At 29.9% G+C, this 13,017-nt stretch carries 10 protein-coding genes; 1 reads left to right on the top strand and 9 read right to left on the bottom strand.

The features are described 5' to 3' along the window. Positions 1-2: 2 nt before the first annotated feature. The 9 genes from tolB to hemH form a co-directional block, all read right to left on the bottom strand. Positions 3-1,352, bottom strand: coding sequence for a Tol-Pal system beta propeller repeat protein TolB (gene tolB / locus N3Z17_RS03190; RefSeq protein WP_282472561.1), 1,350 nt, complete (start codon positions 1,350-1,352; stop codon positions 3-5). Then, the gene (gene gyrA, locus N3Z17_RS03185; RefSeq protein WP_282472560.1) at positions 1,330-4,017 is read right to left on the bottom strand and encodes a DNA gyrase subunit A; all 2,688 of its coding nucleotides are present in this window, start codon (positions 4,015-4,017) and stop codon (positions 1,330-1,332) included. Before gyrA ends, tolB begins: the two co-directional genes overlap by 23 nt. 119 nt (positions 4,018-4,136) lie before the next feature. Further along, positions 4,137-4,856 (bottom strand): Bax inhibitor-1/YccA family protein, encoded by a 720-nt coding sequence (locus N3Z17_RS03180; RefSeq protein WP_282472559.1) that lies wholly within the window; start codon positions 4,854-4,856, stop codon positions 4,137-4,139. Positions 4,857-5,056: 200 nt separating this feature from the next. Continuing rightward, positions 5,057-6,523, bottom strand: a complete 1,467-nt coding sequence (locus N3Z17_RS03175; RefSeq protein WP_282472558.1) for a DnaA ATPase domain-containing protein — start codon at positions 6,521-6,523, stop codon at positions 5,057-5,059. 410 nt (positions 6,524-6,933) lie between these two features. Next, positions 6,934-7,479, bottom strand: a complete 546-nt coding sequence (locus tag N3Z17_RS03170; protein WP_282472557.1) for a hypothetical protein — start codon at positions 7,477-7,479, stop codon at positions 6,934-6,936. 160 nt (positions 7,480-7,639) lie between these two features. After that, positions 7,640-8,074 (bottom strand): hypothetical protein, encoded by a 435-nt coding sequence (locus N3Z17_RS03165; protein ID WP_282472556.1) that lies wholly within the window; start codon positions 8,072-8,074, stop codon positions 7,640-7,642. A gap of 1 nt (position 8,075) precedes the next feature. After that, entirely contained in the window at positions 8,076-8,579 is a 504-nt protein-coding gene (locus N3Z17_RS03160) for a TlpA family protein disulfide reductase (protein ID WP_282472555.1), read from the bottom strand. Next, entirely contained in the window at positions 8,569-9,234 is a 666-nt protein-coding gene (gene lipB, locus N3Z17_RS03155; protein ID WP_282472554.1) for a lipoyl(octanoyl) transferase LipB, read from the bottom strand. Before lipB ends, N3Z17_RS03160 begins: the two co-directional genes overlap by 11 nt. Beyond that, positions 9,221-10,264 carry a ferrochelatase gene (gene hemH / locus N3Z17_RS03150; protein WP_282472553.1) on the bottom strand — a complete coding sequence of 348 codons (1,044 nt, stop codon included), beginning with the start codon at positions 10,262-10,264 and terminating at the stop codon, positions 9,221-9,223. Before hemH ends, lipB begins: the two co-directional genes overlap by 14 nt. Before the next feature lie 85 nt (positions 10,265-10,349). On the opposite strand from hemH, the gene N3Z17_RS03145 reads away from it, so the two are divergent. Then, positions 10,350-13,007: a hypothetical protein gene (locus tag N3Z17_RS03145; protein WP_282472552.1), complete on the top strand. Its 2,658-nt coding sequence runs from the start codon at positions 10,350-10,352 to the stop codon at positions 13,005-13,007. The last annotated feature ends 10 nt before the right edge of the window (positions 13,008-13,017 follow it).

Genomic DNA, 13,017 nt, shown 5'->3' with positions numbered 1-13,017 from the left:
TATCAATTTAAATGTGCTGACCAAGAAGGTTGAGATCCATTCGTTGGGGAATAAAACAACCTCTCATTATTACCATCAATATCAATAGCATAAAGCTTATTTTCTCCAGTATTTTTTTGCCTGCTAAAAATTACGGTCCTACTATTGGGCGCCCATGAGGGTCCTTCCTCCAGCCGACTACTAGTTAATAACCTTTCGTCACTGCCATCAGGCTTCATAATACCTATATAAAAACTACCTGATATCTTAGTAAATGCTATCCACTTACCATCAGGAGACCATATTGGAGTTCTATAACTTCCCTGTCCTGCACTTATCTTTTTAATATTTGAACCATCTCTGTCCATTATATAAATTTGGCTACTTGCTCCTGCCCTATCTGAATTAAATAAAATATATTTACCATCAGGAGAATAAGATGGCGATGTATCAATACCACCTGACGAATTGGTCAGTTCTTTTTTCACTTTTGAATTTAAATCAATTTCATATATGTTAGTCGTTCCCTTCTTTGCAAGTGACATAATCACATGATTATTATCTGGAGCAAAATAAGGGGCAAAAGTCATCCCTGACATATCTCCAATTAAATCCTGTTTTCCTGTTTCTAGATCCAATACATATACTTTTGGAGGGTTTTTTCTATTTTTATAGCTCATAAAAGTTATTCTTTGAGATTTTGTGTCAAATCTTGGCGATAATATAAGCTCATCCCCATTGGTTAAGAATTTAAAATTTGCTCCATCTTGATCCATTATTGCTAGCCTTTTAACTCTATTTTTCTCATCTCCTATTTCAGCAACAAATATCACACGTGAATCAAAATACCCCTCAACACCAAGAAATTTTTTATAAATACTATTTGCTATCTTATGCGCAATTCTCCTCCATCCATCTATAACAATTTTATAATCACCACTTTCTACTTCTTTTTCCTTGAATACATCGTATAACTTATAACTAACATCAACAAAATTATTTTGTCTGTCTAAATTGACTTTTGTAACCAGTAGCATATTTGCATTAATAGTACGCCAATTAGTAAAAATTGGCGTTTTACTAATTGATGGTAATTCTAAAAATGCCTCATTATCTATAACCCTAAATAAACCGGAGTTTTCTAAATCATTCACCAAAACATCTCTGATTTTAGCTCCAAATTCTATTGAATCCAGGTTTTGACCATCAAATTCAGAAATTGCAACTGGTAATGCCTCAGATATACCATTATCAATATTTATTTCAATTTTTGAATACGAAGGATTAGTATAAAATAGGCAAACAAAAACAAAGGCGATAAAATAGTAGCAAGCTGCAGTTGTTTTATAATTAAGCCTCGTCTTCTCCTTCATCTTCATCTTCAACTGATATTTTAGAAATGGAAACAACTTTCTCATTTTTATTTAAATCTATAATTTTAACTCCCTTTGCATTTCTGCTAGTAACTCTTATTTTATTAACTTCAGTTCTAATGATAGTACCCAAATTTGTCATTAACATTATCTGGTCATCTTCCTTCACTGGAAATGATGATACAACCAAACCGTTTCTACTTCCAGTATCAATATTGAGCACACCTTGGCTATTACGATTTGTCACCCTATATTCATATGCTGATGTTCTCTTTCCATAACCATTCTCTGTTATAGTCAAAATAAATTGCTCATCCTGAGCAATTTTATTCACATCTAAATCTCCAATATCTAACTGTTTTTGATGATTTTCAGATAATTTTAAAGCTAATTTTAACCTAGTTTTAAAAGGTATTTTAAGATATTCCTCTCTTTTTAAAATATCTAATTCACCAGAATTCAATATGGACATCGAGACAACATTATCTTTGCCTCCAGATAACTTCGCTGCCTTAACACCATCTGATGACCTGCTTTTAAATACTCTTAGTGCCTCAATTGAAAATCTAACAGCCTTTCCTCTGCTAGTAGCCAATAATATATGTGAATCATCACTACAAACTGATACCCCAACCAACTTATCATCCTCATCCAATTTAATAGCTATTTTTCCATTTGCCTGAATATTGGTAAAATCACTTAAGCTATTTCTTCTAGCATTGCCTTTTTGTGTTGAAAATACTATATTCAATTTGTCTAATTCATCAATATTCTCTGGCATCGGCATGATGCTAGCAATACTGTCATTCTGCTCAAGAGGTAGTAAATTTACTAACGCCCTACCTTTAGATTGAGGACTTGCCTCAGGTAATTTATATACTTTTAGTTTATATACTTTACCAAGTGATGAGAAAAATAACAAAGGAGCATGCGTATTTGTTACAAGCAACTCTGTGATGATGTCCTCTTCATACATTGTCATTGCAGATCTACCTTTTCCACCACGCTTTTGTGCCCTATACACACTAAGTGGAACTCTTTTAATAAACCCAGTTTTAGTGAGAGTAACCACCATATCTTCTTTTTGGATCAAATCTTCATCAGAAACATTGATTCCTTCATTTTTAATAACAGTCTTTCTTGGTGTCGCAATTTCAGATTTTACAGTTAATAATTCCTCCTTAATTAGATTCATTAAATTTTCATCTGAAAATAACAATTCTAAATATTCCTTAATAATCTTTGCTAATTCTGCTAACTCATTGTCAATCTTGCCCTTTTCTAACGCTGTCAAACGTTGTAATTTCATTTCAAGTATTGCTTTTGCCTGCTCCTCAGTTAAAAAACATTTACCGTCTTTAATTTCATTTCTGTGATCAGCTACTAAATTAAGCAGAGGTACTATCTGTTCAGATTTCCACTCACGAGCCATTAAATTAACTTTAGCAATCTGCGCATCTGCAGAAGATTTTATAAGTACAATTATCTCATCAATATTGGCAACTGCTATGGCAAGACCAATCAACAAATGTGCCCTTACCCTTGCTTTATTAAGTAAATAAGAAGTCCTTCTCTTAATTACTTCTCTTCTAAAATCTATAAATACATTTAAAATTGCTCTTACACCCATAACTTCAGGCCTTCCATCATCAAGTGCAAGCATATTAACACTGAAGCTATTTTGTAGCTGAGTGTTTTGATATAGTTGATTCAATATTACGTCTGGATGCGCTTCACGTTTAAGTTCAACAACAACTCTAATGCCCAATTTATTAGTTTCATCTCTTATTTCAGATATACCTTCAATGACTTTTTCCCTCACCAAATGCTCAATTGACTTAAGCATTTCTGATTTATTTACCTGATATGGTATTTCAGATATTATTATTGATTCTCTACCATTTTTTTCTTCTACAAAAGTCTTACCCCTAACTACAACACTACCTCTTCCTTTTAAAATGGCAATTTTTGCATCATCTCCATTGATAATTTCCCCACCTGTTGGAAAATCTGGCGCTGGTATGAATTCCATCAGCTCTTGATCTGAAATTTTAGGATTATCTATTAACGCACAACACCCATCAATAACCTCTCCTAAATTATGCGTTGGTATATTAGTTGCCATTCCAACAGCAATACCACTTGCACCATTTACCAATAAATTTGGAAACCTTGAAGGAAGCACTTTTGGTTCTCTCTCAGAACCATCATAGTTATCTTGGAAATCAACTGTATTTTTATCAATATCTTGCAATATAAAATTTGCTGATTTTGCAAGTCTAACCTCAGTATATCTCATCTGAGCAGGAGAATCTCCGTCAATAGATCCAAAATTTCCTTGACCATCTATTAATGGTAATCTTAAAGAAAAATCTTGCGCCATCCTTACCAATGCGGAATAAATCGCACTATCTCCATGAGGATGATATTTACCCATCACTTCACCTATTACCCTTGCAGACTTCCTATATGGTTTATCATGCAGATTTCCAGTTTCATTCATAGCAAATAATATTCTTCTATGAACTGGCTTTAAACCATCTCTGCAATCTGGCAATGCACGACTAACAATTACACTCATAGCGTAATCTAAGTACGCACTCTGCATCTCTCTTTCAATCGATACAGAAACCGTATTACCTAATTTTGAATTATCTTGTTCCAAATTTACAACTTAATAAATGATAAAATAAAATTTAAAAACGCTTTATTGCTAATATTCCGTTAATATCAGCAATACACCAAAAGATCCGATTGATATTAGCACGGATCCCTTAGAATAACCTAGTCTCTTCTCACACCAAAAATTCTTAGTAAGAAAATAAACAAGTTTATAAAATCCATATATAAACTCAGAGCACCATATACTGATGTCTTTTGAGCCATCTCATTTGATCCAGTAGCTCCCATTTGATAATACATCGTTTTAAGCATTTGAACATCATAGGCTGTCAAAAGAGTAAAGACGATAACACCAACATATGATAAGACATTGCTTAATGCTGAACTTTGAAAGAACATATTAGCTAAGCTTGCAATAAATATCCCCATTACTCCCATCATTAAAAAGGAGCCCATTCCAGATAAATCCCTTTTTGTTGTATGACCATAAATCGTCATTGCACCAAACAACGAAGCAGTGATAAAGAAAACTTTAGCAATACTTTCACTGGTATAAACGTAAAATATAGAGGACAAAGAAAGCCCCATTAATGCTGAAAAAACCCAGAGCGACATTCTAGCACCAGATACTGACATAGACATAACCTTAGCACTCATAAAGAACACCATCCCTATAGGAGCAAACATTACAACCCACTTTAGTGGAGTAGAAAATATAGCATTCATCATCACCGGTGATGATGCAGTAAACATAGCAACCAGCGCAGTAATCACAAGAGCTATACCCATGTTTTGAAAAACTGAGAGCATGTATATTCTTAGACCCTCATTATAACCCGGCCTTTGAACACTGGTTTGTGCATAATTTGTATAATCCATCATATAATTTTATGAAATAATTTTAAACCTAAGCATAATATATATCATTCCTTCTTAATTTTCAACGTGTATTAAAGATGTCATAAATAAAAATTTTTCGGTCATGTGCTTTCATAATTTGCTAAAGTTATGATTCTCATTCGCCATGGTCTTATTTCTTGGGATCAAGCTCAGTCAGGCTCAAATAAAACCTTTAGGTGCACTTATACAATAGAACTCCTAATAGAATCAATATCATTAACTAACTGTTCATTTTCTTTTATTGAAATCTCTATTTTTTTTAAATAATACAAAACTGTGGAGTGATCTCTGTCTCCTATTTTTTCTCCTATAATCTTAAGACTATTCGTTGTCATTTCTTTAGCAAGATAAGCAATAATCTGCCTTCCTATAACTAGCTTCTGTGTTCTTTTTTTAGATTCAATGTCAGATAACGATATTTTATAATATTTAGCAACGGCGCTTATTATTGACGATATAGTAACTTTCTTTGTATTACTTTTGATATAATTTTGAATATATTTACATATGTTATCGCTTGTTGCTTTTTTTCCTGATATGCTCAAATAGGTTGTTAAATTATTTAATCCCGCCTCCAACTCCCTGACGCTTGTCGTTATTTTATCGGCCACCATCTTTAGTATATTTTCCTCAAATTGAAGAATGTTATTGCTCTTGTTATAACTACTTAATATCCTAAAGCGTAACTCATAATCACATTTCTCAATATAAATCGTATTACTCGATCTAAGTATCGATTTTGTGCGCTCATCATTAAGCTCAAGCATATGGCATGGCACACTAGATGCAATAATTATCTTTTTTCCTGATTCGATAAGCGAATTAAGTATTAATGCAAATTCCTTCTGTGTGCTTTCCTTGCCGCATATAAATTGTAGATCATCTATTAAGAATATATCTACTTCACTGATTTTGTTTCTTAAATTAAAAAGTGTGTTGTTTTTCACAGCGTTGACAAAATTATGCATGAATCTTTCTGCACTTAAATAACCAGCTTTGCATTTACGAATATTACCATTACTATTTTCTTTATTTTCAGCATCCTCATCGCAATTATTTATTTCATTCACAATGGATTGCAATAAATGAGTTTTCCCCATTCCAACATGAGAGTGGATATAGAATACATTGTTGTGATTATAATCTACATTCTGCATTGCAATGTCTTTAGTAATTTTATACGCAACGATATTAGATTCACCTGTTACATAATTATTAAAAGTAAATTTAGGATTAGCTTTAGAAAAGATATCACTTTCTAAATTTCTTTTTTGATCTGATTCACTGTTTATTGCATTACTTTCTGCTAATAAATTACCATCAAGTGGATTATTGTTATCAATACTGATATCAACAGTAATTGAGACCATTTTTATGTTATCGTCAATTTCAGCAATCTGCCTCTTAATAATCAAAAAATAATTCCTGATCAATGTTTCTCTTGTAAACTTATCTTTAACAGCAAAAACTAAAATATTGTTTTTTATTTCAATGAATTTTGCATCATTTAGCAAATTATTTAACTGAGAATCCTGTTCACTTTCACTTATTTTATTCAATATATTTACCCATATTGAATTGCTTTTTATTTCTTCAATATGCTTATTTTTGTTATCAGATAAAGAAGGTAAATTATAAGCTAGTTGCATAATAGTGAATATAAATTATTTGAGTTTTTGGTTTTAGACATTGACCTATACAAGCCTATAATCATGAATTACAGCCTGTTATAAATAATCATCAATGTTGTTTAAAGTATTATCAAACTACTCTTTTTTATTTATTCGTAAAGAAAAATAATTGCATATTTTATTAATAAAATTGTTGACTAACTTCAACCTTAGAAGTTCTTTTGAATGTAAAATGTCAAGCCTATTTAATTATTTTTTTAATAATACTGAATTGGCATTTATTCGTAATATCCCAGGCAACTTTTAGCAGATCTAACAAATTATCAATTCAGATACTATAAGCGCACTATTAGCAAAAACTTATTCATTACTCTCAACTGTCACTCGGGTTATTTTAATACTTCATACCCAATGTGATTATCACTCGATTAATTAAAACTCTCTTCACCATCAGGTTCTCTAGTGTTTGAATACCAGTCCATAATTCCACACTGTAATTCATTAGAATGAGTGTTTGAGTCCATATAATTATTTTTTGGGGTAGTATGTGTACTGTTATCAGATGTATATAAGTTACTTAATAGATACTCCATACAGTAGTCAAAACTTGATGATGCTACCATACTACTTATAATAACCAATGGAGCTATAATAAATGTAGAGCATTTCATTGGAATAGTTTCTACTTCTAAATGTGAAGCCAAGCTTTCATTTATGCCTACTGAAATCTTATAATTTATGTAAAATTTCGCTGTTATTAGCAATATATCAGTAAAATTTAATTTATTAATAATATCTTTTAGTTGGTTGACAGGATTACCATTACAGATCATGTAGTCAATAATTGGCTCTACAATAAATTCATGTATAAAATATCCTACTTTGCTACTAACACTTTTAGTATATTGATTATATAATTGTTCCATAAAATGACCAGCTACATGCCCGATACCTGATTCACATACTATACTCATAAATAACTCCAAAATTGTTTTTTAATCAATTCTCACTCAAGTTAAGATGCGAATGAGAATTATTACCTTTTGACAAGATAATGCAAATGAGAGTTAATTGCAATTAGGAATTTTGCAATACATTAATATAATTTATATACAGAGCCAAAAAGTATTATTGCTAGAATTTGTAATCTCGTTTTTGCTGAGCTAGTTCATCTAATTTTTTTTGTTCATTCTGATTGTGAAGATATTTTATTCTGGAATTAGACTTATCTAACAGATTTTCATATTTTTTTTGCTCATCATATTTTTCTTTTAGATCGTCAATTAATAAATTTAGTTGAGATATGTTCAACTCTTTTTCTTCATTAATTTTTTGCATTTTCGTTTTAGATAACTCGAAAAATTTATCAAACTCAAAAATTAAAAACTCCTTAGATAGCTTTTTTTCTTCCTCAATTTCAGCCAGTAAATTTGTTAATTTAGCATTTAAAATATTTATGACATTGATCAGAGTATTTTTCTCAATAGTTAAATTGCCAATCTCCTTATCTAAATTTTTAATAATTCTTTTTAATGATTTTATCTGCCTTTCTTCTGCATTATTTTCCATTTTATTCTGAAATAATTATTTTTAATTTTTGATTATCTATTCGCCCATTAATCACTTCAATAATCTCTTTACTGGCCGAATTTATAACAAATGTAATCGGAAATGTATTTAATTTCATGCTTTGGTATAATTTTGAATTTATAATGAATATATCCTCATAATAATTGCCATTTTTTTTTAGCCAATCAATTACAACGCTTCGCTCTTCATCAATTACAAAACCATATAAAAATATACCTTCATTTTGAAAAACTTTTAATTCTGATACCTCTTCTATGCACTCTTTACACCAGGTTGAAAAAAAATGTAACAATATATACTTATTTTTATTACTTTTGAGCTTAATTTCACCTCCTGTTATAATGCTTTTCATGTTGAGAAAGCTTAACCTATTGCCTTCTAAATCTATAACACTCTCAAATTTATCGTTTAATTTTATCTTAAAAGCAAATAGTGTCGTAATCAAAATAAAAAATATAAGTGGTAAAAAAAATTTAAATTTCATATTCCTTGTCAAGCTTGAGATTAAAGGTGTCAAAAAAACAATTTTTAATAATTTTGTCTAGTTCCTTGCTCTCTGGGCACTTTTTGGTTTCCATATAGATTGATGTCATTCTGCAATCATGTATTCCACATGGGTTAATGTTGTTAAAAAAGCTCATGTCAGGATTAACATTTATTGCTAGGCCATGATATGAAACCCACTTTTTTACTTTTATTCCAATTGAGGTTATTTTTTTATTACCATTATCATTATGAATCCAAATACCAATATTTTCCTTATCTGCATAAGTTACAATATTATTGTGAGTAAAAATTGAGATTATCCAATTTTCTAACATTCTTATAAAAAGTTTTAAATCTATTTTACCATCAAAAAGTTTTTTTAAATCAAGCATAACATAAACTATTTTTTGTCCAGGCCCATGATAAGTGATTTTTCCGCCTCTATCAGTGTTGATAAAAGGTATATCTATCATATTTTTAATATCAGTACTCACTGCACTTCTTCCAAGTGTATATATGCTAGGGTGCTCTAACAACCATACCGCTTGATTCTCATTCTCCTCAATAATTTTTTGCACTTTGGCATGCATAAAATCAATTGCAAAATCATAATCTATTGGATTGTAAGAATAAATAAAATCAATTTTTGGCATTTATTGAATGAGGTTTTTGAAAACATCTACAAAACTTGCTTGGGCATGAGGCGACCTTATATACTTCACCCATAACTATATTCTTCAGTCCTTCAATAAATTTATCATCTTCACTTACTGTTTTTGTCCTATGATATGCTTTTGCACCATTTTCTATTGCTAATTCATTATATTCGATATCCAATTCAACCAAAGTCTCAACATGCTCTGATACAAATGAAATGGGCACCACCAGTATATTTTTATTCTTTTTTGAGGCCTCGATTATAATTTCATCAGCGTAAGGTTTAATCCATGATACCGGCCCTACTCTACTTTGATAAGCTAACACATAATCTAGATCATGAATATCTGCTGCTTCAACTATCAATCTTGCAGTATTTTGCACTTGCCATTGATAAGGATCACCTGATTTAATTATTTTTTCTGGCAAGCCATGCGCTACAAATATTACATAAGGTTTGCCATTTTTTATTAAGGCCTTATGATATGCCGTATGAAAAATTTTTGTGGCTGATAAAATAAATTCTTTTTGAGAATAGTAACAACAGGTAATTTTTTGAGGACAATTTAGACCAGAGTTTTTGAAAGCTACATCCCATTTTTCTAAAAACGAGGCTGTAGTAGTCGTAGAAAACTGTGGATATAGAGGAATTAGAATTATATCTGTTGGATTATATTTAACTATTTGTTTTATGGTTTCCTGTGGCAATGGATGACAAAAATTCATACTAATAAAAACTTCATACCGATCTTTATCAAGCTTTTCCTGAAGAGCTTCCGCTTGTTTTATCGTATTGACAAATAATGGTGATTTTCCACCTAATTTATCATAATTCCTCATAGCTCCTTTTTTTCTTAATTTAGAAATTAGCTTAGCAAGTATATATCTGAAAGGGTTAGGCAAATTAACAATGTTTTTGTCATAAAATAGGTTAAACAGGAAAAATCCTATTTCATTTCTGCTGTTTGGCCCTCCTAAATTATATATTATCACAGCAGTTTTATTTTTAATTTTGTTATTTTCCATGAAAAATGATATTGATAATTTACAAAATGAATATTATCAGTAAGCTTAAAATTATCAAACAGTTATTTACTACCGTAGTTTGCTTGTGAAAATAAAGACCATAAATTTTATATATTGTTTAGCATTAATAATATTTTTTTTCGGATCATCGTATTGTTACGGAGACAATACAAATGGCCCATATAATCTATTGCAACAGCTTAAAAATTTACCAAAAACAAAATTAAACAAAATTCAAAGCACTGTTCCTAAAGCTGTCAAAAAAGTTGAGACTAAGGCGATAGAAAAAGTAAAGACACCTAAACCCGTTCAAAACAAATTAGATATTATTGCTGAACAAAACATTGAAAACACAAATATAATTTTTCCTTGGGCTGAACCGGTTAATATGGCTTCATATATCAAAAATGAGCATCTATATGTCATTTTTGATAAAAAAATACCTACCACTGTTAAACTTTTAAACAATTACATTAATAGCCAAGTAGTTGAACACGCATTAATCGATAATTTTTATATTTATGATATTGGGAAAGAAAGTACATGTTTAGTATTTAAATTAATCGGAAAAAATATTGATAGAAAATATATCTCGGTTTTTAAAGATCATAATTCTGTGGAAATAAAAATATCTGGTCAAAAAGTACAGCAAAAAATTATTAATTTTCTATCAAAACCGTTTGAAATACCAACTGCTACAATAGAATTTAGTACTCAAAAACTAGGAGAGTCAAAAATCATATCATTTATTGATCCAATCAATGGAGACAAAACCACTATATTAGCAGTGAAAAACTATCAATATTCCATAAAAAATTATTTTTCGTATGTTGATTTAGATATAATGTCAACAGTCCAAGGAATAGCGATTGCAGAAAAATCTGATGGACTAATTTTTAATAAGGATAATAATTTGTTTTGGATTATTTCAAAATATGGACTAAATATTTCCTCTAAATATAACTCTTCCGATGGTAATTCCATTTATCAGGCTTCTGGCTTTTCAAGGTTACCTGAATTTGAAAATAGTGATGGTATCTTAACGTTAAAGCCCTATGAGAAAGATTTTAAAAATTATGTAGAAGTAGAAAAAATATTGAAAAAAAAGGTATATGATAGCTCTATTGATGAGCAATATAAATTTAGAATAAATCTTGCATTGCTTAACCTAGCAAACGGATTTTATCCCGAAGCTGATACCTATCTAAAATATTCTTACATTAATAACCCCTTACTAAAAAATAAATTTGATTTTTTGCTGATATGTGCGGTATCAACTTATATGAAAGGAGATTATAAAAAGGCTGATAATATAATAAATAGAATTGATTTATCCACAGTGCCAGTTAAAAATTTAAATGAGGTGAGGCTTTGGCAAGATATAATAAGTTTACCAAATGAGAAGGATAGTAATCTAAGCAATAACTTGATTGAGATTTTTTCCAAATCTAACGAAGTTTTTTTAAACCAATATCCAAAAAACATACTAACTAAATTAAAGCTTTTTGAGCTTAAATTTTTGATAAAACATAATTATTTTTACGCAGCTCAAAATACTGTAAAGGAGCTCTCTGAGTTCAAGTTAAATGGTGAAGACGAGGCAGAAATGTATTATGAGATAGCCAATTTACAAAAGCATCTTTTAAATCATAAGGCGCAGTTCAAATTTTTGACTAAATGTAAGGATGTTCCTAATTCTCTGTACTATAGTTCCAAATGTGAATTTGATTATATTGATTATGAATTCAAAAATAAAATTATTGATGTAGATGTCGCTATTAATAAGTTGCAGATGTTAGATTTTAAGATCAGAAATTCTGCTATGGAAATAGAAGTTTTGAATAAAATTGCGGAACTTTACTTGATGAAAGAGGATTATATCAATTCCCTGCTAACCTGGAGAATTATTAACAAGTATTTTCCAGATAAAGTTGATTCATTAATAGCAAGAGAAAATATGACTAAAACATTCACCAGCATATTTCTAACTACCACTGGTGAAAAGTATTCAGCATTTGAAAAAGTTGCAATATTTGATGAATTTAGTGATTTGAACCCAATTGGTAGCGAGGGCGATAAAATTGCACTAAAATTATCTGATAATTTAATTCAATTAGATTTGTTACAAAGAGCAGCTAGTATTTTAGAGCATCAATACAAATTTAGATTAATTGGGTATCAAAAAGAAGCAACATTAAATAAATTACTAGAGGTATATTTAGAATTAAATAGACCTAAGGACGTTATTAAATATCTAGATACCGAATCATCAAATAACCTTTCAGGTCAGATAATTGTATCTAGAAATTATCTATATGCCGAAGCCTTGTCACAAGCTGAAGAATATGATAAGGCAATAGAAATATTGGAAGGTGATTTATCAAATTCGGCAGATTCTGTGCGAACTAATGTTTATTGGAAATTAAAAAATTGGAATGCTTTTAATGATAATTCTGAACCATATATATATTCCTTAATAAACAATCAGCAATCTTTGAGCAATGACGATGCTGAAAAAATTCTAAAACAATCTATATCCTATTCTTTTTTAGGTAGAAAAAGGCTTTTACTTAATTTGTACAATAATTTTAAAGAAAGGTTAGCAATTGATCATCAAAAGCAACTAGATGTAATTCATTTATTAGTAAAATTACAATTTAATAATAACAAAGAAAGCAAAATTCTTAATACCCAGGATATACAAAATATAGTTAATGATGTATATAATCAAATGATTAATTGATTATATATTG

The sequence above is a fragment of the Candidatus Bandiella numerosa genome (assembly GCF_029981845.1).
GTDB classification, from domain to species: domain Bacteria; phylum Pseudomonadota; class Alphaproteobacteria; order Rickettsiales; family Midichloriaceae; genus Aquirickettsia; species Aquirickettsia numerosa.
This window is presented reverse-complemented; position numbering and strand designations above follow the sequence as displayed.

What these genes read in the sequence shown, in the direction of transcription:
- N3Z17_RS03170 (WP_282472557.1), bottom strand. Translation starts at nt 7,479, where the DNA reads ATGAGTATAGTATGTGAATCAGGTATCGGGCATGTAGCTGGTCATTTT.
- N3Z17_RS03175 (WP_282472558.1), bottom strand. Translation starts at nt 6,523, where the DNA reads ATGCAACTAGCTTATAATTTACCTTCTTTATCTGATAACAAAAATAAG.
- N3Z17_RS03180 (WP_282472559.1), bottom strand. Translation starts at nt 4,856, where the DNA reads ATGATGGATTATACAAATTATGCACAAACCAGTGTTCAAAGGCCGGGT.
- hemH (WP_282472553.1), bottom strand. Translation starts at nt 10,264, where the DNA reads ATGGAAAATAACAAAATTAAAAATAAAACTGCTGTGATAATATATAAT.
- tolB (WP_282472561.1), bottom strand. Translation starts at nt 1,352, where the DNA reads ATGAAGGAGAAGACGAGGCTTAATTATAAAACAACTGCAGCTTGCTAC.
- N3Z17_RS03165 (WP_282472556.1), bottom strand. Translation starts at nt 8,074, where the DNA reads ATGGAAAATAATGCAGAAGAAAGGCAGATAAAATCATTAAAAAGAATT.
- lipB (WP_282472554.1), bottom strand. Translation starts at nt 9,234, where the DNA reads ATGCCAAAAATTGATTTTATTTATTCTTACAATCCAATAGATTATGAT.
- N3Z17_RS03160 (WP_282472555.1), bottom strand. Translation starts at nt 8,579, where the DNA reads ATGAAATTTAAATTTTTTTTACCACTTATATTTTTTATTTTGATTACG.